Here is a 22125-nt window from a genome sequence, read left to right as displayed (position 1 = left end):
GGTGGATGTCCGCCGGGCGCCTCCCGCGCGCGTGCGGGTGCGGCTCGGTGCACACCGGCCACGGTTCGTCGGCCGGCCAGAGCAGCGGGCCACCGACGGAGCTGTCCTCGACGGCCGGTGCACCCGGGCGCGGGTGGAGCCGGGTCGTAGTGCCCCGATGGGCCGCCAGCCCGGGAAAGAGCGCCTCTACGTCCAACGGGCGCGGGGGCGTGGTTCGTCTCATGCCGCGACCCTAGGGCGTACCACCGACAGCCCGTGCCTGCGCCTCCATCACCTCGTCCCCGTGCTCGAAGGCCCAGGCGCCGATGGTGTCGAGGGGGGCCAGGAGGGTGCGGCCCAGGGGTGTGAGCCGGTACTCGACGCGGGGTGGTGCCTCGGCGTACGCGTGCCGCTCCACCAGGCCGTTGAACCGCAGCCGACGCAGTGTCTCGGTGAGGACCTTGGGGCTGATCCCGCCGATGCGGGCGCGCAGTTCGCGGGGGCGCAGGGGGCCGTCGCGCAGGGCCCGGAGCACCACCGCGTTCCAGGTGTTCGACAGCAGGTCGAAGGCGAGGCGGGCGCGGCAGTCCGCGAGGAAGGGCTCGGTCGTCACGTACCGAATGGTGCCCGACGGTCCCTCTAGCGTGGCACTCAAATCGCTTGCGGGAAGGGGCAGTTCGATGCGGATCGGGGTGCTGGGGACGGGGAGCATGGCGGACGCGCTCGCCGCGCACTGGGTGCGGGCGGAGCATGAGGTGACCGTCGGCGGACGGGACGCGGACCGCGCGCGGCGGCTCGCGGAGCGCCTCGGGGAGGGCGTACGGCACGGAGACCTGGCCGAGGCGGCCGGGGCGGGGGAGGTGGTCCTCGCCGCGCTGCCCTACGGCGCGGGGGAGGAGGTCGCGCGGGAGCTGCGTACCGTCCTCGACGGCAAGGTGCTGCTCGACTGCTCCAACCCGGTCGGGCCGCCGGGCTTCCGGCTGCTGACCGGCGACGGCCCGTCGGCCGCGCGACGGCTGGCCCGCGCCGCGCCCGGTGCCCGGGTCGTCAAGGCGTTCAACCTCTGCCACGAGGACGTGTGGCGCATGACCCCGCCCGTCTTCGACGGCCGCCCGCTCGCCGTCCCGGTCTGCGGCGACGACCTGGCCGCCCTCGCCCTCGTCCACACCCTCGTACGGGACATCGGCTGTACGCCGCTCCCCGCCGGAGGGCTCGACCGGGCCGGGCTGCTGGAGGCGACCGCCGCGCTGTTCATCGGGCTGTGGGTGGGGGAGGGGGCGGACGTCCGGTCGATCGCGCCGCCGTTGGCGTATGCGGCGGGCGTGGAGGGATGACGGCGGAAAGCCGCGCAGCGTGAACGCTCCGTGAAGCCGAACCCGATGCAGGGCACTTTCGTGCGGTCCATACCGTACATTCCGGCCATGGCCAATTTCCCCACCCCGGTCGTTCTGGGCACCGATCAGGTCCGTGCGCGGCTGGACGAGTTCATCGTGATCGACGTGCGTACGGCGGGCGAGTACGGCTCCGGGCATCTGCCCGGGGCCCTGAACGTCCCGTTGGACCAGGTGCGGCGGGCGCTGCCCGACATCGAGCACGCCGCGCGGCGCGGGGACGTGCTCGTGGTGTGCGCCTCGGGGGCGCGGGCGGAGAGTGCCGCCCGGCTGCTGGCGGAGCAGGGGATCGTGACCGCGACCCTGGAGGGCGGGACCGGCGCCTGGGCCGCGCGGGGGTACGAACTGACCACGCCGCCCGCCGCCGGGGCCAAGGCGGTGTGGGGGATGGAGCGGCAGGTCCGCTTCACGGCCGGTGCGCTGGTGCTGCTTGGACTGGTGCTCGGGTGGCTCGTGCACCCCGCCTTCCAGCTGCTGTCGGCCGCGATCGCGGGCGGGCTCGTCTTCTCGGCGCTCACCAACACCTGCGGCATGGCCGTCGTCCTGGGCAAGCTGTCGTACAACCGCCCCCGCACCGCCGACCTCGACACGGCCCTGGCCGCGCTGCGCACCGAGGCCTGAGCCTCAAGCAACGCCGAGGCCCGAGCCTCAAGCGACGGGGAGCGGCACCCGCCAGTCCAGTACGGTCCCGCCGCCCTCCGGAGTCGTCGTCTCCATCCGTCCGGCCGACCGCTCCGCCCGCTCGGTCATGTTGCGCAGTCCGCTGCGGCGGCCGCCGGACGGGACGCCGACGCCGTTGTCCGCGATCCGCAGCCGGACCTCGCGGCCGTCGGTCGTGAGCAGCACGTCGGCGCGGTCGGCGCGGGCGTGCCGGGCGATGTTGGTGAGGGCCTCGGAGAGGACGGCCACCACGTCGTCGGCGATCTCCGGCGGGACCTCGGTGTCGATCAGCCCCTCCATGCGCACCCCGGGTGCGAAACCGAGCACGGGGGCCGCCTCGCCGGCCACCCGTACGACCCGGGACCGCAGGCCGCTGCCGGTCGCGCCGTCGCGGGTGCGCAGGCCGAAGATGGTCGATCGGATGATCTTGATGGTCTCGTCCAGGTCGTCCACCGCGCGCAGCACCCGCTCGGCCGCCTTCGGGTGCTCGATGAAACGGCCCGCGCTCTGCAGGGTCATCCCGGTCGCGAACAGCCGCTGGATCGCCAGGTCGTGCAGGTCGCGGGCGATCCGGTCGCGGTCCTCGAGCACCGCGAGCTGCTGCGCGTCCTGACGGCGTTCGGCCAGCTCCATCGCGAGCGCGGCCTGCCCTGCGAAGCCCTGGAGCAGCTCGGTCTCCTTGCCGGAGAACAGTGACGCCCCCGCCTCGCGCGCCAGCAGCACCACACCGCGCATCCCGCCCTCGCCGGTGCCGATGGGCACGGCCACGGCGGGACCGAGCCCCTGGAACCGCTGCGGGTCGGCGTCTATCCGGTCGTCCCGCGTGATGTCGTCGCTGGTCACCGGCTCGGCCGAGGAGTACGCGAGCCCCATCAGCCCCTCGTCGAGCGGCTGGACCAGACCCCGGTGCGCCTCCGCGCCCGCCCCCACCGCGATCTCCACGGTGAGCGAGACGGTGTCCTCCACCGGCATGGCGACGGCGGCAAGGGCCGACCCCGTGATGTCCCGGGCCCGCTCCGCGATCAGGTCGAGCGCCTCGGCGCGCTCGCTGCCGAGCATCAGCCGGTGGGTGATCTCCGCGTTCGCCAGCAGCCAGCGCTCGCGCTGCCGGGAGTCCTCGTACAGCCGGGCGTTGTCGATGGCCACCCCGGCCGCGACGGCCAGCGTGGACAGGACCGACTCGTCCTCCTCGTCGAACTCCGCCCCGCCGCGCTTCTCGGTGAGATACAGGTTGCCGAAGACCTGGTCGCGGACCCGGATCGGCACCCCGAGGAAGCTCCGCATCGGGGGGTGGTTGGGCGGGAAGCCGTACGACGCCGGGTGCTCGGAGATCTTCGACAGGCGCAGCGGCTCGGGGTGCCGGATCAGCTCGCCGAGGATGCCGTGCCCCTGCGGATAGGGGCCGATCTCGGTGATCTTCTCGTCGGAGACGCCGACGGTGTGGAAGGCGGAGAGCGTACGGCCGTCGGGGCTGATGACGCCGAGTGCCGCGTACTCGGCGTCGACCAGGACGGCCGCCGCCTCCACGATGGAGTACAGCGCCTGCTCCAGGTCCAGTTCGCGCCCGACGCTGAGCACCGCCTCCAGCAGGCTGTGCACGCGGTCCCGGGTGCCCCTGGCCGCGTCGATGCGGGCCTGCAGCTCCTCCAGCAGCTCGTCGAGCTTCAGTTGCGGCAGCAGCACGCGGGGCTCCTTGGAGCTTGCCACCACGTTCCTCCACGTCCTTCGGCGTGCGAACCCGGCACCGTCCAGGTCGTCGTCTCCACCGTATCGGTCCCCGGTGGGCCCCGGTACGCGGAACGGGCCACCCGGCGACCACCCGGTGCCCCCGCGTGGACGCACGCGTGCGACAGGGCGCCCGGCCTCCGCCAGGTGGGGGAGGGGAGGATCGTCCGGCCCGTCAACGTAGGGCCGAACGGCACTGGAAGGGCGGCAGGCGGTGGACCACAGTGGACCCAGGAGCGGCACCGGTCCCCCGCGGTGCCGCTCCGCCCACGAGGCGCCGCCCCACTTCCGCCGGGCGCCGACGGCCGACCGGAGAGCCGTGCCCATGAAGAAGCAACCCGTGCCGTGCGACCAGCGCCCGGCGCGCCATCGTGTCGACCTCGACCGGGCCGAGGCACTGCGGCTGCTGGGCAGCGTGTCCCTCGGCAGAATCGTTTTTACACAGGACGCGCTGCCCACCGTCCGCCCGGTCAACCACGTGCTGGACGGCGGCGACGTCGTCATCCGCACCCACGAGGGCGCCGCGCTCACCTCGCAGGCGCTGCGGGACGGCGGGGGCGGTGTGGTCGTCGCCTACGAGGCCGACGCCATCGACCCGGTGACCCACCTCGGCTGGAGCGTGGTGGTCACCGGGTACGCCCATCTGGTGACCGACCCGGCGGAACTCGCGCGCATCCGCGCCCTGTTGGTGCCGTGGGCGCCGCAGCACGGGATGGACTACGCGGTGCGGATCCGGCCGGGTCTGGTCACCGGAGTGCTGCTGGACGACCTGGACCTGGAGGACTGAGCGGGGCGGGCGAGGACTGAGCGGGGCCGGGCAGGGCCGGGCTGCTCACGCCGTGATGCGCCGTCCCGTCACCGCGTCCGGGGCGAGGCGTACCCACACGTCCCGCGTGCCGCCCGCCCAGGGGCCGGAGTAGGCGCGTTCGGCCAGCTCCTCGCGTTCGACGGGGTCGGTCACGATGTGTGCGTCGCCGCGGACCAGCACGCTCCAGCCCCGGCTGAAGGCGTCGTCGATCCGGTCCACCTCGAAGGCCACCCGCTCGCCGTCCGCGAGCGCGGGCGTGGCGTTGGCGGCGGTCCGGAAGACGATCGCGTTGTCGACCACGGTGTAGTTCACGGGCACGACCACGGGGCCGTCGTCCGGGACGACCGCGAGGCGGCCCACCCCGTGGTCGCCGAGCAGGGCCCGGCACTCCTCGGTGCCGATCGACTCGAACCGGGCACCGCGCGCCGCCTGCCCCGGACCCGGCGGCTGGTCGACGGTGCCGCCGGTCAGGTCGGGCACCGTCGTCTCCAGTGCGTCGGCCACCCTGAGCAGCACCTCGGCGCCCGGCGCGGCCTCGGGATGGCCCTCCAGATAGCGGAGATAGCCGGGCGCCATGCCCGCGCGTTCCGCCGCCTCCTCCCGCGTCAGCCCGAGCTGCGCGCGCCGGGCCGCGAGGCGGCGGCCCAGATCGCCCCGGGGTGTCCCGGGCACGGCCGCCGTGTCGGCCGCCGTGTCCGGGGGTGTGGTCGTCCGTCCGGTCGGCTCGGTCACGTTCGTCACCTGCTCTCGCCTGGTCGTGTGTGTGCGGTGGCCGTCGCGGGGCCCTCGGGCCCGGCTCAGCCCGTGAAGTCCGCAGGCCTCGTGGAGCCCGCAGCGTCCGTCGATTCCGTGGGGACCACCTCGTACCGCTCCGCGCCGAGTACCACCTTCAGCGCGGCCGTCTCGGCGGCGTGCGCGAAGACGTCGTACGCCTCCTCCATGTCGTCCAGCGGGAAGGTGTGGGTGACCAGCTCGCCGGTCGGCAGGCCGCCGGCCGCCGTCATCCGCAGCAGGGTCGGGGTGGAGTACGTGTCCACCAGACCGGTCGTGATCGTCACGTCCCTGCTCCACAGGTCTTCCAGGTGCAAGGTGGCGGGGGCGCCGTGGACGCCGATGTTGGCGACATGGCCGCCGGGCCGCACGAGCCGGGTGCACAGCTCGAAGCTCTCCGGCACGCCGACCGCCTCCAGCGCCACGTCCGCGCCGAGGCCGCCGGTGAGGTCGTCCACGAGCTGGGCGGGGTCCTCGTCGGCCAGCACGACCGCGTCGGCGCCGAGCCGCCGGGCCGCGTCCAGCCGGGACCGGGCCAGGTCGACGACGATGATCCGCTCGGGGCTGAACAGCCGCGCGGTGACGATCGCCGCGAGCCCGATGGGTCCGGCGCCGACGATCACGACGGTGTCGCCGGGGCGCACCTGCCCGTTGAGGACGCCGACCTCGTAGGAGGTGGGGAAGATGTCCGCGAGCAGCACGGCGTCCTCGCCGCGCACGGTCGCGGGCAGCGGATGGACCGAGAGGTCGGCGTACGGGACGCGGACGTACTCGGCCTGCGTGCCGTCGATCAGATGGCCCAGCACCCAGCCGCCCCCGCCCTGGCACTGGCCGTACCGGCTCTCGCGGCAGAAGCGGCAGCGGCCGCACGAGCTGATGCAGGACATCAGCACACGGTCGCCGGGCCGTACGGTGCGCACGTCGCCGCCGATGTCGACGACCTCCCCGACGGCCTCGTGCCCGAGGACCGTACCGGGGCGCACCTCGGGCACGTCGCCCTTGAGAATGTGCAGGTCGGTGCCGCAGATGGTGACCACGCCGACCTTCACGATCGCGTCGGTCGGCTCCTTGATCGCGGGGTCCGGCACGTCCTGCCAGGACGCCTGGCCCGGCCCCTCGAAGACATAGCCCTTCATGCCGTTCGCTCCTCACCGTCGTCGCCCGGGGCGCGGGTGCCGGGAGACGGCCCCGCCCTTCCACCTTCGCGCGAGACGGGCCGACGCGCTTGGGCCGTCCGGCCCACGGGGGTGGCTGCACGGGGTCCGGCCTGTGCGTACGGGATGCTCGGCGGGTGGCGACACGGCGGCCACGGAACGCCTGCTTCCGCGCCTCCCCGGAGGTTCCCCGAAGCTTCCCCGGACGGACGGCGATCAGGGGCCGAACAGCCCTTCCGTCCGGACCGGTGCATCCGGTTCGCTCGTCGTATGTCCGAGAACCACACGAAGCCCGAGGAACACCGGTCCGGCGGAGAGGGAGCGCGGGTGCGCCCCGCCACCGTCGTGGCCCTGCGCGGCGAGATAGACCTGCTGACCGCGCCCGGGCTGGCGGCCCGGCTCGACACCCTGACCTCGCGTCCGCACCCCGACCTGGTGCTGGACCTGCGGCCCGTGGAGTTCATCGACTGCACCGGACTCGGTGTGCTGTGCCGGACCCGCAACCGCGCCCGGGCCCGGCAGGGCAGACTGCGGCTGGTCGCGGACAGCGAGGAGTTCCTGCGGCTGCTGCGCACCACCGGGCTCGGCGGCGCCTTCGACGTGCAGCCGGGACTGCCCGCCCCCGTGGTGGAGGCGCTGGTCCCGGCGGGCGCACCGGGCGAGGGGGCCGCCTGATGAGCGCCGGACGACGGCTGCGGCACTGGCTGTGCCGGTGGCGTGGACGGGGTTACCGGCTGCTGCGCCGGGCCGACCACGGCTGACGCTTCCGCCGAAGGGGGACAGGAAGGGGGGCCGGGAGATCCCGGCCCCCCTTCCCCTGTCGCTCAGCTGTCCCAGCTCCACTCCGCGACCTCCGGCAGATCGGTGCCGTGGACGCGGATCCAGTCGTGATGCCGGGCGCGCGCGTCCACCATCTCCTGGCGTACCCCGGCCGCGCGCACGGCGAGCCCCGGCACCCGGTCGATGACGTCCATGACGAGGCGGTAGCGGTCCAGGTCGTTGCGGACGACCATGTCGAACGGCGTGGTCGTGGTCCCGGACTCCTTGTAGCCGCGCACATGGAGGTTGGCGTGCCCGGCCCGGCGGTAGGCGAGCCGGTGCACCAGCCAGGGGTACCCGTGGTAGGCGAAGATCACCGGCTTGTCGGTGGTGAAGAGCCCGTCGTAGGTGAAGTCGTTCATCCCGTGCGGGTGTTCCTCGTGCGGCAGCAGCCGGGTCATGTCGACCACGTTCACCACGCGCACCGCCAGTTCCGGAAGGTGGCGACGCAGCAACTGGGCGGCGGCCAGCACCTCTTGGGTCGGTACGTCCCCCGCGCAGGCGAGGACGACATCGGGCTCGCCGCCGTTCCCGGTCCCGGCCCACTCCCAGATTCCGGCGCCGCGCGCGCAGTGCACCCGGGCCTCCTCCAGCGAGAGCCAGTCGAAACAGGGCTGCTTGCCCGCGACGACCACGTTCACATAGTCGCGGCTGCGCAGCACGTGATCGGCCACGCACAGCAGGGTGTTGGCGTCCGGCGGCAGATAGACGCGGACCACCTCGGGGCTCTTGTTGAGGACGTGGTCCACGAAGCCGGGGTCCTGGTGGGAGAAGCCGTTGTGGTCCTGGCGCCACACATGCGAGGTGAGCAGGTAGTTGAGGGAGGGGATCGGGGCCCGCCAGGGCAACTCCCGGGAGATCCTCAGCCACTTGATGTGCTGGTTGACCATCGAGTCCACGATGTGCACGAACGCCTCGTAGCAGGAGAACAGTCCGTGTCGGCCGGTGAGCAGATATCCCTCCAGCCAGCCCTGGCAGAGGTGTTCGGACAGTACCTCCAGGACCCGGCCGTGCCGGTCCAGGTGCTCGTCCACGGGCAGCACTTCGGCCTGCCACGCCTTGCCGCTCGCGTCGAACACCGCCTGGAGCCGGTTGGAGGCGGTCTCGTCGGGCCCGACGAGCCTGAAGTCCCGCCTCGTGCGCGTGTCCTTCATGACCCGCTCCAGCAAGTCGCCCAGGACGCGGGTGGGTTCGTGCAGCGTCGTGCCCGGTTTGTCCACCGGGACGCCGAACAAGTCCAGCGACGGGAGGGGGAGTTCGCGGGTGAGCAGACCGCCGTTGGCGTGCGGGTTGGCGCCGAGCCGTCGCGGGCCCTCCGGTACACAGGCGAGCACGTCCGCGACCGGCCGGCCGTCCGCGTCGAACAGCTCCTCGGGCCGGTACGAGCGCAGCCACCGCTCCAACTGCGCCAGATGCCCGGGGTTTTCGCGCACTCCGGCCAGCGGCACCTGATGGGCTCGCCAGGTCCCCTCCACCGGCAGCCCGTCGACCTCGGCGGGGCCGGTCCAGCCCTTCGGGGTGCGCAGCACGATCATCGGCCAGTGCACGCGCTCGGTGACACCGTCCTCGCGCGCGCTGTCCTGCATCAGCTTGATCCGGTCCAGCGCCTCGTCGAAGGCCGCCGCCATCGCGCGGTGCACCTCGGCGGGGTCGTCGCCCGACACGTACAGCGGCTCGTGGCCGTATCCCCGCAGCAGCGCGTCGAGTTCGGCCTGCGGGAGCCGGGAGAGGACCGTCGGGTTGGCGATCTTGTAGCCGTTGAGGTGGAGGATCGGCAGGACCGCGCCGTCGTGCACCGGGTCGAGGAACTTGTCGGAGTGCCAGGACGCGGCCAGCGGCCCGGTCTCCGCCTCGCCGTCCCCGATCACGCACGCGACCAGCAGGTCGGGGTTGTCGAAGGCGGCACCGTAGGCGTGCGCGAGCGAATAGCCCAGCTCGCCGCCCTCGTGGATCGAGCCCGGTGTCTCCGGGGCCACATGACTGGGCACCCCGCCGGGGAAGGAGAACTGCCGGAACAGCCGCTCCATGCCCTCCCCGTCCCGGCTCACGTCCGGGTAGACCTCCGCGTAACTCCCCTCCAGCCAGGAGTTGGCGAGGACCGCCGGGCCGCCGTGCCCCGGCCCCCACACGCACAGCGCGTCGAGCCCGCGCTCGCGGATCACCCGGTTGAGGTGCGTGTACACCAGGTTCAGCCCTGGCGTGGTGCCCCAGTGTCCGAGCAGCCGGGGCTTGATGTGCTCCGGGCGCAGCGGCTCGGTCAGCAGGGGGTTGGCCATCAGATAGATCTGGCCCGCCGAGAGGTAGTTGGCGGCCCGCCAGTGGGCCAGGAGCGTGTCCAACTCCTCGTCGGTCAGCGTGTGTTCGGCGGTGTCGGTCATGGAAACTCCGCAGGATCGACGGTCGTGGTCTCGGGACGGCGCGGCACCGCGCCCGTCAGTCCGGCTCCGGTACGACGGCCACCGCGCAGTCCGCCCGGTGCAGCACCCCGTGCGCGACCCGGCCGAGCTGGAGACCGAAGCGGCCGTGCCTGCGCCGGGCGCCCACGACGAGCAGGACCGCGCCACGGGAGGCGTCGAGCAGCACGTCACGGGTCTGGCCCTCCACGACGTGCCGTACCGGCACGACACCGGCGGGCAGGTCCCGCAACGCCTCCTCCACCGTGTCCAGCGCGGCCCGCTCCGGATCGCCGTCGTGCGGGACATGGCCGGGCAGCGGACCCGAGGGGCGCCGCCAGGCCCGTACCGCCTCCAGGGGCAGCTCGCGCAGCGCGGCCTCCTCTGCCGCGAACCGCACGGCGGCCTCGCCCGTCGGCTTCTCGCCGACGGCCAGCACGATCCGCCCGGTCCCGGCGCGCTCCGGGTCGTCGTGGCCGCCGCGCAGCACGATCACCGGGCAGTGCGCGTGCCCGGCGACCGTCAGGCTGACCGACCCGAGCAGCGCCTCGGTGAGCCCGCTGCGCCCCCGGCAGCCGAGCACCACGGCACGGGCCGTACGGCTCTCGCGCACCAGGCCGTACTCCGGCTCGTCGGGCAGCACGTCGGTGGTGACCGGCACCCCGGGCCGACGGCGCCGCGCCCGCTCCTCGGCGGTGCCGACCACGTCCCGCGCCATCACCTCGTCCACCGGCCGGTGGAGTTCCTGGGCGATCAGCGCGCCCTCGTACCGCTCCCACAGCGAGGCGTACACCAGGCGGAGCGGTGCCCCGCGCAGGGCGGCCTCGTCGGCTCCCCAGTCCACGGCGCGCAGGCTCTGCTCCGAGCCGTCCACGCCGACGACGATCGGCTGGTCCATGGTGTCCGCCCTCTCCCTCCGCTCGCGGTGTCCCCGCCGTCCTCCGGCCGGGCGTCCCTCGTCACCATCCGGTCAGCTGTGCGGCACGACGGCAACCGGAGCGGCGACGTGGTGCAGCACCGCGTGCGTCACATGCCCGATGTGCGTGCCCAGCCGTCCGGAGCGCAGCCGCTTCCCGACCACCACCAGACCGGCTTCCCGCGCCGCCTCGACCAGCACCCGCGCCGCGCTGCCCGGCCTGCTCTCCTCCACCACCTCCACGCCGGGGAACGACTGCCGCCAGGGCTGGAGCACCTTGGTCAGGCCCTCCGCCTCCAGCTCCCCGACCGAACCGGGGCCGTCGCCGGGTCCTGCCAGGTCGTAGGCGTAGGCGGACAGCTCGTAGGCGTACGCGGGCGGCGGACGCCAGGCGTGCACCACGCGCAGCGGGACGCCGTAGCGGGCGGCCGCGTCGAAGGCGAACCCGAGCAGCGTGTCGTCCGGCTCGCCGGTGTCCAGGCCGAGCACGACGGGCGCGGTGGGCGCGTCCCCGGCCGCCGGGCCGGGCCCGTGCCGGCCCACGGTCGGCTCGTCCGCCCGGACGACCACCACCGGCCGCTCGGTACGGGCCATGACGGCGAGGCCGACCGAACCGGCGACGAAGCCGCCGATCCCGCCGAGCCCCCGCGAGCCGAGCACCAGCGGCTCGGCCGAGGCGGCGGCCTCGCACAGGATGTCCACCGGGTTCCCGGTGTACTGCTCGACGACCACCTCGATACCCGGGTGGCGCAAGCGCAGGCGCTCCGCGCTCTCGCGGGGCACCCGCTCGGTCCAGGGCCGCTGGGTCTCGGCGCCGAGCAGCGGTGCCTGGCCCATCGGTTCGGGCACCGGCTCCCAGACGTGCACGACCCGCAGCGGCAGGGCGCGCAGCCCGGCCTCGCGGGCCGCCCAGTCGGCTGCCGCCCGGCTCTCGGGCGAGCCGTCGAAGCCCACGGTGACGGTTCGGGACATGGTCTCCACCTCCGCCCCCAGCCTCGCGGCGCCCCGCCCGCCGGATCAGGGGCCGCAGGTCCCTGCGCGGGGCCGACCGGCCCTAGGGCCGCTCGGCACTAGGCGGTCTCCCCGACCCGGCGCACTCTGGAGACGCGGCGCACGCTGGAAGAGACCCGGCGCACGCCGGAACCAGAAAGGCGACGTACGCAACCGTCCGCGTGAACCTACGGAGTCACCATGTACGCAACCCCGCGCAGCGTCGGCGACGTCATGACCCGCACCGTGGCGGTCGTCGGCCCGGAGACGCCCTTCAAGGAGATCGCGCGGATGCTGCGGGACCGCCATGTCGGCAGCCTTCCCGTGCTCGTCGGCGGCAGGGTGGCCGGCGTCGTCTCCGAGTCCGACCTGCTGCCCAAGGAGGAGCTGCGCGACGCGCCCGGCGAGGCGTACACCGGGCGCCGCCGCCCGGCCGACCTGGCGAAGGCGGAAGCGGCCACGGCGGCGGAGCTGATGTCCGCGCCCGCCGTCACCGTGCACTCGGGGGCCACACTCGCGGAGGCGGCCCGGCGCATGGCACGGTCCGGGGTGCGGATGCTCCCCGTCGTGGACGACAAGGGTGTCCTGGAGGGCGTCGTCAGCCGCGTCGACCTGCTCAAGGTCTTCCTGCGCGGCGACCAGGACATCGAACGCGAGGTACGACACGACATCGTCTCCTGGATCCTCCCGCCGCCCGACTCCCTGATCCACGTGGAGGTGCACGACGGCGTGGTCACCCTCACCGGCTCGCTGCGCGACACCGCCCTGGTCCCGGTGGCCGCCCGGCTGGTCCGCGCGGTCGAGGGCGTGGTGGACGTGGAGTTCGACCTCGCCCCCGCGCCGGGTCGCGCCGACGGCACGCTGACCTGATCCGGCGGGCGACGCGCGGGCCCGGTTCCGCAGGTGACGCGCTGGCTCGGTCCCGCAGGTGACGCGCGGACCTGATTCCGCAGGTGAGGGGCGAGGCGGGACCGTTCGGCCCTAGTCTGTACGGGACCGGCGGGTCATGATCCGGCTGGTGGGCCGGTCCTGTCCGTCCGGCCCCGGGAAACGAGAGGTCGTCATGCCCGAGACACGCGTCTTCACCGAGCAGCACCCGATCCGGGTGTTCCTGCTGGACGACCACGAGGTCGTCCGCCGGGGCGTGGCCGATCTGCTCGACTCCGAACCGGACATCTCCGTCGTCGGCGAGGCCGACTCCGCGCAGCAGGCCCTCGCCCGCGGCCCGGCCCTGCGCCCGCACGTCGCCGTGCTCGACGTACGTCTCCCCGACGGCGACGGCATCACCGTCTGCCGCGAACTGCGCGACCGCATGCCCGAGTTGGCCTGCCTCATGCTGACCTCGTTCGACGACGAGGACGCGCTGCTCGACGCGATCATGGCAGGCGCCGCCGGGTACGTACTGAAGCAGATCAAGGGCTCCGACCTGATCTCGGCGGTACGCACCGTCGCCTCGGGCCAGTCCATGCTGGACCCCGCCACCACCGCCCGGCTGATGCGCTCGCTGCGCTCCGACCCCGCCGAGACCGCGCCCTCGCTGCCGCCCGAGCTGGAGGCGCTGTCGCCCCGGGAACGGGACATCCTCGCGCTGATCGGGGACGGCCTGACCAACCGGGAGATCGGCCAGCGGCTGTATCTGTCGGAGAAGACGGTCAAGAACCACATCTCCCGGCTGCTCGCCAAGCTCGGCGTCCAGCGCCGGGTCCAGGCGGCGGTGATCGCCTCACAGCTGGACCAGGGGATGGGTACTGGTACGGGTACGGGTACGGAGGAGCGTCCGGCGCGCTGAACCGCGCGGCGCGACTCGGTGTGGCCCGGCGTGTTCAGCCCCGTTCGGCCGTGAGCCGGCAGTCCACACCCACCACGCCCTCCACACCCCGTGTCATCCGGGCCGCCAGCTCGATCCGCTCCGCGTCCCGCACGCACCCGGTGAGCGTCGCGACGCCGTCGGCGACCATGACGTGCACGGGTTCCACCGGCGCGGGGAAGAGCACGTCGACCACGGACCGCCGTATCTCGTCAGCCAGTTCGGCGTCCGAGCGCAGGAACACCTTCAGCAGGTCGCCCCGGCTGACGACGCCCACGAGCGCGCCCTGGGCGTCGATGACGGGGAGCCGTTTGACGCCCTTGACGGCCATGATCCGGGCCGCCTCGGGCAGCGTCGCGTCCGCGTGCACGGTGACGGCGGGGGTGCTCATCAGCTCCCCGGCGGTCACCGCCCCGGCCTTCGCCAGGTCGGCCATCCGGCGCAGCTGGGTCAGCCGGTCCGGCTCGCCGTCGCGGAACTCCTCCTTGGGCAGCAGATCGGCCTCCGAGACCACCCCGATCACCCGGCCGTCGCCCTCCAGAACGGGCAGGGCGCCGACCTTCCACTGCTCCAGCCGCTCGACCATGTCCCGGAACAGCGTGCCGCTGCCCACCGCGACCACGGCCCGCGTCATCACGTCGCCCACCCGGTACGGCCCGTCTCCCGGCACCGGCTCCACCGGGCGCGGCCCGGGCGCCGCCGCCGAGGTCACAGCGGGTCCCCGCTGCCGTACGGGGCGTACAGGTCGAGCAGTCTGACCCGCGAGGCGTGCAGCCGGTGGGCCACCACCCGGCCGACCCAGACGGCCACCGCCCGGCCGAACTCGGGGTCCGCCACGCACAGCGCCCGTACCGGGGCCGCGTCGAACTCCCAGGCCCGTACGGGGCTCATCGCCTCGCCGCCCAGATGCCAGACGCCCGGCCCGAAGTGCCAGGACCAGCCGACCAGTTCACCGTGGCCGAGCGACTCGACGACGACGGGACGGCGGCCGGGCACCCGCAGATCCAGGGTGACCGTGCCGGTGCGCACGATCCAGAAGCGATCGGCGCGCCCGCCCTCCTCGAAGAGCCGGACACCGGCCGGGAAGGAGACCTCGCGGGCGAACCGCATCAGCCGCTCGCGGTACACGGGCTCGAGCGCCGTGGTCATGGTGGTCGTGGTCATCGCACCGGCTCCCTTCGGGACTGCTCTCCCTCCAGGTTCGCGCGGGCGCCACGACCCCGCCACGGGCCACTCGGACCCGGCCGGGGCCGTTCGGTCCCGTCCGAATCCGGTGGCCCGGGGGTCTTACGGGCCACCGGATTCCGAGGTCGTCAGAACACCAGACCCAGATGCGCCAGCGCCTGCTTCAGCAGCACCCCGTGCCCGCCCGGCATCTCGCTCTCCAGGGCGGACGACGCGGCCTCCTGCGGTGAGAACCACACCAGGTCCAGCGCGTCCTGGCGCGGCCGGCAGTCGCCCGAGACCGGCACGACGTAGGCGAGCGACACCGCGTGCTGACGCGGGTCGTGGTACGGCGTGACCCCGGCCGTCGGGAAGTACTCCGCGACCGTGAACGGCTGCATCGAGGCGGGCACCCGGGGGAGCGCGACCGGGCCGAGGTCCTTCTCCAGATGGCGCAGCAGCGCGTCACGGACCCGCTCGTGGTGCAGCACCCGTCCGGAGACCAGGGTCCGGCTGACCGTGCCGTCCGGCCCGATCCGCAACAGCAGCCCGATACTGGTGACTTCGCCGTTGTCGTCCACGCGCACCGGCACGGCCTCGACATACAGGATCGGCATCCGGGCCCTGGCCATTTCCAGTTCGTCCGTGGACAGCCAGCCGGGCGTGGTCTCGGTCATGTCAGACATTGCTTGATCATACTTTCCGGGTGGGGCGCCCGCCGGGATCACGGGCGGGCTCGGGCAGTTCGTACAGGCGGCGGGCGTTGTCGCGGCCCGTCCAGGATGCGATACGCAGCGCGTCCGTCAGGCTCAACTCATCGGCATCGACGCGGGATTGGAGCAGATCGGCCAGTCCGCGCCGGAAGCACAGCGCGCCCAGGTGATGGAATTCGGCCACTCCGTAGGCGTCGGAGCTGTACAGCAGTTTGCGGAACGGGGTGATCTCCAGCGCCTCCTCCAGGATCGTGCGGGAGCGGGCCGGTCCCGCGTAGTGCAGCGCGAGACCGACATCCAGGTACACCCGCTCGAACACCGCCGCCAGATAAGCGGCTTGGCGGTGATACGGCCAGCAGTGCAGCAGCACCACGGGAATCGTGCCCGCCGTCAGCCGCAGCCAGTCGGTGAGCAGTGTGGGGTCGGCGCGGTGCAGGGTCACATCGGCGTCGCCGAAACCGGTGTGCAGCTGGAGCGGCAGCCCGAGATCGACGGCGGTCCACAGCAACTGCCGCATCAGCACCGGGTCGTTCAGCCGCCCGCCCCGCGCGAACCACTCCCGGGCCGCACGTGTCACCTCCGCGCCGGTGGGCCGGGCCGGGTCCAGCGCGAACCCGGTGCGGTAGGCCGCCACCGACTTCACCGCCACCACCCCGGGGCGCCGCACCGCCTCCTCGGCCGCCGCGCGGAACGCCTCCGCGTACGCCTCCGGCTCCACGCCGCGCGCGGCCACCTCCTCCGCGACCCGTTCGAGCCGCACGACCTCGTAGGCCAAACCCCCTGCCGCTGCGGCCAGTTCGTCCGGCGATGTCCCCGGGTCCGGGGCGAACCCGGTGTCCACGCAGAACGCCTCGGCCCCGGCGGCGGTCAGAAAGCGCCGGTTGACCTCGGCGGCTCCCAACTCCGCGCGCCGGGCCAGGTAGTTCTCGGGGGAGGCGTGCCGGGGCAGGTCGAGGAGGGGTGCGCAGTGGCGGCGTACGGCGATGCCGACCGGGCTGTCGAAGGGCGAGATCCCGGGCCACGCCTCACCCTCGGTGATGAGCGACTCGAACTCGGCCCGAGTGAGGGCGCGAGTGGTCGCGCCGTGACAGTGATGGTCCACCAACGGCAGCTCGGACAGGGCCTGTTGGAGAGGCTCAGGTGCGGTCATCGTCAGTACCTCCACCGGTGGGCGGCGGCCACCACGGCGTCGTCCATGCCGTCCACCGCCGCGACCTCCCCGAGCCGTACGGCCGTCACCGCGTCGGCGAGGACCGGGCCGAGGGCCGACCGCAGCACCGGGTCGGCGCGGAACGCCGCGACGGCCTCCGTCAGCGACTGCGGCAGCCGCCGCACCCCGAGCGCGGCCGCCTCCTCCGCGCCGTACCGGACCGGGTCGCCGGTGATCTCCTGCGGCAGGGGCAGTGCGGCGGCGAGGCCGTCGAGTCCGGCGGCGATGACGCAGCCGAGGGCGAGATACGGGTTGGCGGCCAGGTCGACGGGCTTGATCTCCAGGTTGGCGCCCTCGTCGGTGTGGCCCGCCGTGCCGGTGACGATCCGCAGCGCGGCCTCGCGGGTCTCACGGCCCCAGGCGGTGAACACCCCGGCCCACCGGGACGGCTTCAGGCGCAGGTAACTGGCCGGGCTGGGCGCGGTCACCGCCGTCAGCGCGGGCAGCCGGGACAGCACCCCGGCCACGAAGGACTCCGCCCCGGCCGTCATGCCGTACCGGCCCTCGCCGCCGGTGTGGAGGTTCACCCCGTCGCGGTGGCAGGAGAGATGGAGGTGGCCGCCGTTGCCGACCCCGTCTGCCACCACGGTCGGGGCGAAGGACACGCGGAGACCGTGCCGTCGCGCGACCGCCCGGATCGTCTGCCGCACCAGCACGCTCCGGTCGGCCGCCGCCACGGGGTCCAGCGCCCCCACCGACAGCTCGAACTGGCCGGGCGCGTACTCGGGATGGAGCTGTTCCACGTCCACGCCCTGCGCGGCGAGCGCCGCCAGCAACTCGGCGCCCACGTCGCTCAGTTCGACCTGCCGGATCGCGCCGTACGCCGGTCCGGACACCGCCGGGACGAACTCCCCGGCGGGCGCCGAGTCCAGGCCCACCGTCCACTCGACCTCGACCGCCGCCCGGAAGGTCAGGCCGTACCGCTCGGCGGCCTCCGCGACGATCCGGCGCAGGAAGGTCCGCGAGCAGCCGGGGTGCGGCGCGCCCTCCTGGGTGATCCGGTCCACCGGCGCCCATGCCCAGCCGGGCTGCCCGGCCAGGACCACCAGCTCGTCCAGGTCGGGGAAGAGTCGCAGGTCGCCGTCGGGGGAGCCGAGCACGTCGGTGGTGACGATCGAGTCGTCGGACAGGAAGGTGTCGAAGACCGGCGACATCCCGACGCCCCGGGTCACCGCCGCCGTCAGCCGGGCCACCGGGATCGCCTTGACCCGCCCGACACCCGCCGTGTCCACGTACGCGAGCACGATCCCGTGGACGCCCCGAGCGGTCAGCTCGGCGGTGAGGGCCGCGGCCCGCCGTGTCTCACCGGGGCGGCCGCCGGGCACGGGGTCGGCAAGGGTGGCCATGGGTACTCCTCGACGGTCGGGCTCCCGCGTGGTCGCGCTCAGGGTTTCACGGCCACCGCGCCGAACTGCGGTACGACGGCGGCCGCGTCGGACCCGGCCCGCCACTGGGAGCAGGGCACGAGGCCCGGCTCGACCAGCTCCAACCCCTCCAGGAACCCGGCGATGCCGGCCCGGCCGCGCGCGGTGATGGGCGGGGTGGCGTTGGCGTTCCAGAACTCCATCGCGGCGACGTTGCCCTCGCCGCCCACGTCACCGTCGTAGGTGGGGTGGGTCAGCACCAGGAAGCTGCCGGACGGCACGGCCGCCATGATCCGGCGCACGACGTCATGGGCCGCGTCGTCGTCCAGGACGAAGTTCAGGATGCCGAGCATCATCACCGCGACCGGCTGTGTGAGGTCGAGCGTCTCGGCGGCCCGCGCCACGATCGTCTCCGGGTCGCGCACATCGGCGTCGATGTAGTCCGTCACGCCCTCGGGGGAGCTGGTGAGCAGCGAGCGGGCGTGGGCCAGCACGATCGGGTCGTTGTCGACGTACACGATCCGCGACTCGGGCGCGACCGACTGCGCGATCTCGTGGGTGTTGTCCACCGTGGGCAGCCCGGTGCCGACGTCCAGGAACTGGCGTATCCCGCGCTCGGCGGCGAGATACCGCACCGCCCGCCGGAGGAACTCCCGGTCCGCGCGCGCCACGTCACGGATCACCGGGAACATCCCGGCGACGTGCTCGCCGACCGCCTGGTCCACCTCGTAGTGGTCCTTGCCGCCGATCCAGTAGTTCCAGACCCGCGCGTTGTGCGCGACGGAGGTGTCCAGCCGGTCCGCCGTCGTCCCCGTGTCGTGTCCGCCCACCGGTCCGCCCCTTTCCATGTGCGCTTCCACATGCGCTTCCGCGTGCGTTTCCACGTGCGGCCGGTGCCGCTTCGTGATCACGCTGCCTGGCGTCATTGTGCGGGGTCGGGTGGCGCGGTGTCCCGGGAATCGGGTTCCGATACCTCCGGCGGCATGAAGGACACTGGGAGGGTTCGCGCCCCGACCCGGAAGAAGGACATGACCGCCACGCCCACGTCCCTGACCACCGACCCCGGCCTGCCCACGGGCCCGGCCGACATACGCCTGATCGTCACCGACATGGACGGCACACTGCTGGACGACGACAAGTCCATGCCCGAGGGCATGTGGGGCCTCCTCGCCGAACTCCGCCGCCGGGGCGTGCTGTTCAGCCCCGCGAGCGGCCGCCAGTACGCCACGCTGGCCAAGGAGTTCGCAGAGGTCTCCGAGGGGATGGTGTTCATCGCGGAGAACGGCACGTACGTGGTCCGCGACGGGGTGGAACTCAGCTCGGACCCGCTGGAGCGCTCGGTGGCCGCGGAGCTGGCCCGTACGGCACGGCGGCTGGTGGAGCGGGGCGTGGACAGCGGTGCCGTGGTCTGCGGCAAGCGCGCCGCGTACGTCGAGCGCACCGACGAGCCGTTCCTCGCCGAGGTCCGCAAGTACTACGTCGAGCACCGCGTCGTCCCCGACCTGACCGCCGTCGAGGACGAGGTGATCAAGGTGGCGCTCTTCGACTTCGGCTCGGCCGAGCACGGGACCGCTCCGGCGCTGGCCGGCTTCGCGGACACCCACCAGGTCGTCGTCTCCGGCGAGCACTGGGTCGACGTCATGAACCGCACCGCCAACAAGGGGGCCGCGCTGCGGGGTCTCCAGCGCGAGCTGGGCATCACCCCCGCGCAGACGATGGTCTTCGGCGACTACCTGAACGACCTGGAGATGATGGACGCCGCCGAGTGGTCCTTCGCCATGGCCAACGCCCACCCGGAGGTCGCCCGGCGGGCCCGGCACATGGCGCCGTCCAACAACGAGCGGGGGGTGCCGCGGACGATCGCGCGGGTGCTGGGGCTTGAGGGGTAGGGGGTTGTAGGGGTGCGGTGGGGATCCTTCCCAGGGGCGGGAAGCCGGTCTATAGTCCGAAACTAGCAGTGCTAATTAATGGCCAGGCCGTTCGCAGATCAGCCGCAGGTCAGCCGCAGATCCGTCGTAGATCAGGAGCCCCGCCGTGCGTCCCGTCCACTTCGCGGCCGCCCGCCGCACCCCCATCGGCAAGCTGCGCGGCGCCCTCTCGGGCATCCGGCCCGACGACCTCGCGGCGACCGTGATCCGGCGCCTGGTGGCCGACGCCCCCGCCCTCGACCCGGCCAGGATCGACGACGTGTACTGGGGCGCCGCCAACCAGGCCGGCGAGGACAACCGCAACGTCGCCCGCATGGCCGCCCTCCTCGCGGGCCTGCCCGACACCGTCCCCGGCGCCACCGTCAACCGCCTGTGCGCCTCCGGCCTCGAAGCCGTCACCGCCGCCGCCCGCACCATCGCCTCCGGCGAGGCGGACGTCGTGATCGCGGGCGGCTCCGAGTCGATGAGCCGCGCCCCCTTCGTCCTGCCCCGCCCCGACGAGGCACTGCCGCACCGCATCGAGACGTACGACACCCGGCTCGGCTGGCGGCTGGTCAACCCCGCCATGAAGGAACTCCACGGCGTGCTCTCCATGGGCGAGACCGCCGAGGAGGTCGCGGAGCGGTACGGCATCTCCCGCGCGCGACAGGACGAGTTCGCCCTGCGCAGCCACCAACTCGCTGCCACCGCGCAGAAGAACGGTACCTTCGACGACGAACTCCTTTCCGTGGAGCGCCCCGACGGCATCGTGGTCGAGCGCGACGAGTGCGTGCGCGAGGACACCTCACTGGAGAAACTGAGCCGTCTGAAGCCGGTCTTCCGCACGGACGGCACGGTCACCGCGGGCAACGCCTCCCCGATGAACGACGGCGCCGCCGGACTGCTCCTCGTCAGCGAGGAGGCCCTGAACGACCTGGGCCTCGAATCCCTCGGCCGCTACGTCGCCGGAGCCTCGGCGGGCGTCCACCCCGACGTGATGGGCCTCGGCCCGGTCCCGGCCACCCGCAAGGCCCTCGCCCGCGTCGGCTGGTCGGTCTCCGACCTGGACGAGGCCGAGTTCAACGAGGCGTTCGCCGCGCAGGCCCTCGCGTGCGTGGACCAACTCGGCATCGACCCCGACCTGGTCAACCCCACCGGCGGCGCCATCGCCCTCGGCCACCCGCTGGGCTGCTCGGGCGCCCGCATCCTCACGACGCTGCTCCACCGGATGCGACGCGAGGACTCGGGGCGCGGACTGGCGACCATGTGCGTGGGGGTGGGGCAGGGGAGCGCGGTGCTGGTGGAGCGGGCGTAGGGGCGGAGGGCTGGCCCCATGAGCCGCTGCCTCCGGGGCGTATCCGTGGTGCGGGCACGGGCACCCTCGGAGGGCTTCGCGGGCAGGGCGGCTCGTGAGCCGCCAAACGCGTGCACATAGCATCAGTCCCCGCATGAACATGATGACGCTCTGGCACATATCCGGCTGGGAATTCGCCGCCCTGGCCCTCGCCGCCCTTCTGGTCGGCTTCTCCAAGACCGCGGTCAGCGGGGCCAACACGGTCAGCCTCGCCGTCTTCGCGGCCGTACTCCCCGCCCGCGCCTCCACCGGCGTGCTGCTGCCGCTGCTGATCGCGGGCGACATCCTCGCCGTCCTCACCTACCGTCGGCACGCCCACTGGCCCACGCTGTGGCGGCTGTTCCCCGCGGTCGGGGTCGGTGTCGTGGCGGGCACGCTCTTCCTGGTCCACGCCGGGGACGGCATCGTCCGCACCTCGATCGGCGCGATCCTGCTGCTGATGACGGGGATCACGCTGTGGCGACGACGGGCGGCGGCGCGGCCGGAGCCGGAGGGCGCGACGGACGGCGCCGCGGACGGTGCGGCGGACGGCGAGACGGGGACCGGCGGACCGGAGGCCGACGGCGCGGCGGTCACCACCCGCGCCGGACGTACGACGGCGGGCGCCTACGGCGTACTCGGCGGCTTCACCACCATGGTCGCCAACGCGGGCGGCCCGGTCATGTCGATGTATCTCCTCTCCGCGGGCTTCCGCAAGCTCGGCTTCCTCGGCACCTCGGCGTTCTTCTTCCTGATCGTCAACGTGTCGAAGGTGCCGTTCAGCGCGGCACTCGGACTGATCGACGGCCGCTCGCTGCTCCTTGACGCCGCACTCCTGGTGTTCGTCGTGCCCGGCGCGTTCATCGGCAAATGGGCTGTGAACAGAATCAACCAGCAACTCTTCGACCGACTGGTTGTCGCGGCGACCGTCGTGGGCGCGGTGGAACTCCTGTTGAGCTAGTGCCGCAACAGGCAACGTTCGCCCCGTCGCGACGCCCGGCACGCACTCTCGCCGCACCGG

General features: G+C 73.4%; 22 protein-coding genes and 1 pseudogene. 9 read left to right on the top strand and 14 right to left on the bottom strand.

What is annotated here, in order from left to right; genetic code table 11:
• Positions 1-223 (bottom strand): annotated as a pseudogene (locus GTW40_RS32885) (hypothetical protein); the annotation flags it as partial.
• A gap of 9 nt (positions 224-232) precedes the next feature.
• On the bottom strand, positions 233-592 hold the full coding sequence (locus GTW40_RS00780) for a helix-turn-helix domain-containing protein (protein WP_161178193.1): 360 nt from the start codon (positions 590-592) through the stop codon (positions 233-235).
• 67 nt (positions 593-659) lie between these two features.
• Between GTW40_RS00780 and GTW40_RS00775 the strand changes: the two genes are divergently transcribed.
• Together GTW40_RS00775 and GTW40_RS00770 are read left to right on the top strand one after the other, a co-directional pair.
• Entirely contained in the window at positions 660-1313 is a 654-nt protein-coding gene (locus GTW40_RS00775; RefSeq protein WP_161178192.1) for an NAD(P)-binding domain-containing protein, read from the top strand.
• An 87-nt stretch (positions 1314-1400) separates the two neighbouring features.
• Positions 1401-1991: a rhodanese-like domain-containing protein gene (locus GTW40_RS00770; RefSeq protein WP_161178191.1), complete on the top strand. Its 591-nt coding sequence runs from the start codon at positions 1401-1403 to the stop codon at positions 1989-1991.
• A 27-nt stretch (positions 1992-2018) separates the two neighbouring features.
• Here GTW40_RS00770 and GTW40_RS00765 read toward each other — a convergent pair whose 3' ends face one another.
• Positions 2019-3737 carry a GAF domain-containing sensor histidine kinase gene (locus GTW40_RS00765; protein ID WP_161178190.1) on the bottom strand — a complete coding sequence of 573 codons (1719 nt, stop codon included), beginning with the start codon at positions 3735-3737 and terminating at the stop codon, positions 2019-2021.
• Between the two features lie 343 nt (positions 3738-4080).
• Between GTW40_RS00765 and GTW40_RS00760 the strand changes: the two genes are divergently transcribed.
• Positions 4081-4542 carry a pyridoxamine 5'-phosphate oxidase family protein gene (locus tag GTW40_RS00760; protein ID WP_161178189.1) on the top strand — a complete coding sequence of 154 codons (462 nt, stop codon included), beginning with the start codon at positions 4081-4083 and terminating at the stop codon, positions 4540-4542.
• Positions 4543-4587: 45 nt separating this feature from the next.
• Here GTW40_RS00760 and GTW40_RS00755 read toward each other — a convergent pair whose 3' ends face one another.
• A complete protein-coding gene (locus GTW40_RS00755; protein ID WP_161178188.1) occupies positions 4588-5295 on the bottom strand; it encodes a pyridoxamine 5'-phosphate oxidase family protein in 708 nt (235 codons plus the stop codon).
• A gap of 65 nt (positions 5296-5360) precedes the next feature.
• Entirely contained in the window at positions 5361-6470 is a 1110-nt protein-coding gene (locus tag GTW40_RS00750) for a zinc-dependent alcohol dehydrogenase family protein (RefSeq protein WP_161178187.1), read from the bottom strand.
• Between the two features lie 288 nt (positions 6471-6758).
• Here GTW40_RS00750 and GTW40_RS00745 point away from each other — a divergent pair, with 288 nt between their 5' ends.
• The gene (locus GTW40_RS00745; protein ID WP_161178186.1) at positions 6759-7163 is read left to right on the top strand and encodes an STAS domain-containing protein; all 405 of its coding nucleotides are present in this window, start codon (positions 6759-6761) and stop codon (positions 7161-7163) included.
• Positions 7164-7312: 149 nt separating this feature from the next.
• On the opposite strand, the gene GTW40_RS00740 is transcribed toward GTW40_RS00745, so the two are convergent.
• The 3 genes from GTW40_RS00740 to GTW40_RS00730 all read right to left on the bottom strand — a co-directional run bounded on the left by GTW40_RS00740 (position 7313) and on the right by GTW40_RS00730 (position 11588).
• Positions 7313-9685 (bottom strand): phosphoketolase family protein, encoded by a 2373-nt coding sequence (locus GTW40_RS00740; RefSeq protein WP_161178185.1) that lies wholly within the window; start codon positions 9683-9685, stop codon positions 7313-7315.
• A gap of 55 nt (positions 9686-9740) precedes the next feature.
• Positions 9741-10598: a universal stress protein gene (locus tag GTW40_RS00735; protein ID WP_161178184.1), complete on the bottom strand. Its 858-nt coding sequence runs from the start codon at positions 10596-10598 to the stop codon at positions 9741-9743.
• Between the two features lie 72 nt (positions 10599-10670).
• Positions 10671-11588, bottom strand: a complete 918-nt coding sequence (locus GTW40_RS00730) for a universal stress protein (protein ID WP_161178183.1) — start codon at positions 11586-11588, stop codon at positions 10671-10673.
• A gap of 219 nt (positions 11589-11807) precedes the next feature.
• On the opposite strand from GTW40_RS00730, the gene GTW40_RS00725 reads away from it, so the two are divergent.
• A complete protein-coding gene (locus tag GTW40_RS00725) occupies positions 11808-12476 on the top strand; it encodes a CBS domain-containing protein (protein WP_161178182.1) in 669 nt (222 codons plus the stop codon).
• A gap of 193 nt (positions 12477-12669) precedes the next feature.
• Positions 12670-13395 (top strand): response regulator transcription factor, encoded by a 726-nt coding sequence (locus GTW40_RS00720; RefSeq protein ID WP_161178181.1) that lies wholly within the window; start codon positions 12670-12672, stop codon positions 13393-13395.
• Positions 13396-13429: 34 nt separating this feature from the next.
• On the opposite strand, the gene GTW40_RS00715 is transcribed toward GTW40_RS00720, so the two are convergent.
• The 6 genes from GTW40_RS00715 to GTW40_RS00690 form a co-directional block, all read right to left on the bottom strand.
• On the bottom strand, positions 13430-14047 hold the full coding sequence (locus GTW40_RS00715; RefSeq protein ID WP_161178195.1) for a CBS domain-containing protein: 618 nt from the start codon (positions 14045-14047) through the stop codon (positions 13430-13432).
• Between the two features lie 74 nt (positions 14048-14121).
• Positions 14122-14577 (bottom strand): cyclic nucleotide-binding domain-containing protein, encoded by a 456-nt coding sequence (locus tag GTW40_RS00710; RefSeq protein WP_161178180.1) that lies wholly within the window; start codon positions 14575-14577, stop codon positions 14122-14124.
• A gap of 149 nt (positions 14578-14726) precedes the next feature.
• Positions 14727-15254 (bottom strand): NUDIX hydrolase family protein, encoded by a 528-nt coding sequence (locus GTW40_RS00705; RefSeq protein ID WP_161178194.1) that lies wholly within the window; start codon positions 15252-15254, stop codon positions 14727-14729.
• 16 nt (positions 15255-15270) lie between these two features.
• Positions 15271-16440 (bottom strand): amidohydrolase family protein, encoded by a 1170-nt coding sequence (locus tag GTW40_RS00700; RefSeq protein WP_161178179.1) that lies wholly within the window; start codon positions 16438-16440, stop codon positions 15271-15273.
• 2 nt (positions 16441-16442) lie between these two features.
• Entirely contained in the window at positions 16443-17846 is a 1404-nt protein-coding gene (locus GTW40_RS00695; RefSeq protein ID WP_161178178.1) for a glutamine synthetase family protein, read from the bottom strand.
• A gap of 38 nt (positions 17847-17884) precedes the next feature.
• Entirely contained in the window at positions 17885-18712 is an 828-nt protein-coding gene (locus GTW40_RS00690) for an SAM-dependent methyltransferase (protein WP_161178177.1), read from the bottom strand.
• Between the two features lie 180 nt (positions 18713-18892).
• Here GTW40_RS00690 and GTW40_RS00685 point away from each other — a divergent pair, with 180 nt between their 5' ends.
• From GTW40_RS00685 to GTW40_RS00675, 3 genes are all read left to right on the top strand, one after another.
• On the top strand, positions 18893-19753 hold the full coding sequence (locus tag GTW40_RS00685; protein ID WP_161178176.1) for a Cof-type HAD-IIB family hydrolase: 861 nt from the start codon (positions 18893-18895) through the stop codon (positions 19751-19753).
• A 145-nt stretch (positions 19754-19898) separates the two neighbouring features.
• Entirely contained in the window at positions 19899-21086 is a 1188-nt protein-coding gene (locus tag GTW40_RS00680; RefSeq protein WP_161178175.1) for a thiolase family protein, read from the top strand.
• Between the two features lie 133 nt (positions 21087-21219).
• Positions 21220-22065, top strand: coding sequence for a sulfite exporter TauE/SafE family protein (locus tag GTW40_RS00675; protein WP_161178174.1), 846 nt, complete (start codon positions 21220-21222; stop codon positions 22063-22065).
• Positions 22066-22125: the final 60 nt, after the last annotated feature.

The sequence above is a fragment of the Streptomyces sp. SID4985 genome (genome assembly GCF_009863025.1).
Classification (GTDB): domain Bacteria; phylum Actinomycetota; class Actinomycetes; order Streptomycetales; family Streptomycetaceae; genus Streptomyces.
Note: the sequence above shows the minus strand (reverse complement) of the source record. Positions and strands in the feature narration are given on the sequence as shown.

Bases quoted from the DNA above. Each gene is read 5' to 3' on its own strand.
- GTW40_RS00690 (WP_161178177.1), bottom strand. From the start codon at position 18,712: ATGGAAAGGGGCGGACCGGTGGGCGGACACGACACGGGGACGACGGCG.
- GTW40_RS00740 (WP_161178185.1), bottom strand. From the start codon at position 9,685: ATGACCGACACCGCCGAACACACGCTGACCGACGAGGAGTTGGACACG.
- GTW40_RS00730 (WP_161178183.1), bottom strand. From the start codon at position 11,588: ATGTCCCGAACCGTCACCGTGGGCTTCGACGGCTCGCCCGAGAGCCGG.
- GTW40_RS00710 (WP_161178180.1), bottom strand. From the start codon at position 14,577: ATGACCACGACCACCATGACCACGGCGCTCGAGCCCGTGTACCGCGAG.
- GTW40_RS00720 (WP_161178181.1), top strand. From the start codon at position 12,670: ATGCCCGAGACACGCGTCTTCACCGAGCAGCACCCGATCCGGGTGTTC.
- GTW40_RS00715 (WP_161178195.1), bottom strand. From the start codon at position 14,047: ATGACGCGGGCCGTGGTCGCGGTGGGCAGCGGCACGCTGTTCCGGGAC.
- GTW40_RS00700 (WP_161178179.1), bottom strand. From the start codon at position 16,440: ATGACCGCACCTGAGCCTCTCCAACAGGCCCTGTCCGAGCTGCCGTTG.
- GTW40_RS00675 (WP_161178174.1), top strand. From the start codon at position 21,220: ATGAACATGATGACGCTCTGGCACATATCCGGCTGGGAATTCGCCGCC.
- GTW40_RS00735 (WP_161178184.1), bottom strand. From the start codon at position 10,598: ATGGACCAGCCGATCGTCGTCGGCGTGGACGGCTCGGAGCAGAGCCTG.
- GTW40_RS00725 (WP_161178182.1), top strand. From the start codon at position 11,808: ATGTACGCAACCCCGCGCAGCGTCGGCGACGTCATGACCCGCACCGTG.
- GTW40_RS00760 (WP_161178189.1), top strand. From the start codon at position 4,081: ATGAAGAAGCAACCCGTGCCGTGCGACCAGCGCCCGGCGCGCCATCGT.
- GTW40_RS00705 (WP_161178194.1), bottom strand. From the start codon at position 15,254: ATGACCGAGACCACGCCCGGCTGGCTGTCCACGGACGAACTGGAAATG.
- GTW40_RS00770 (WP_161178191.1), top strand. From the start codon at position 1,401: ATGGCCAATTTCCCCACCCCGGTCGTTCTGGGCACCGATCAGGTCCGT.
- GTW40_RS00750 (WP_161178187.1), bottom strand. From the start codon at position 6,470: ATGAAGGGCTATGTCTTCGAGGGGCCGGGCCAGGCGTCCTGGCAGGAC.
- GTW40_RS00775 (WP_161178192.1), top strand. From the start codon at position 660: ATGCGGATCGGGGTGCTGGGGACGGGGAGCATGGCGGACGCGCTCGCC.
- GTW40_RS00685 (WP_161178176.1), top strand. From the start codon at position 18,893: ATGACCGCCACGCCCACGTCCCTGACCACCGACCCCGGCCTGCCCACG.
- GTW40_RS00695 (WP_161178178.1), bottom strand. From the start codon at position 17,846: ATGGCCACCCTTGCCGACCCCGTGCCCGGCGGCCGCCCCGGTGAGACA.
- GTW40_RS00745 (WP_161178186.1), top strand. From the start codon at position 6,759: ATGTCCGAGAACCACACGAAGCCCGAGGAACACCGGTCCGGCGGAGAG.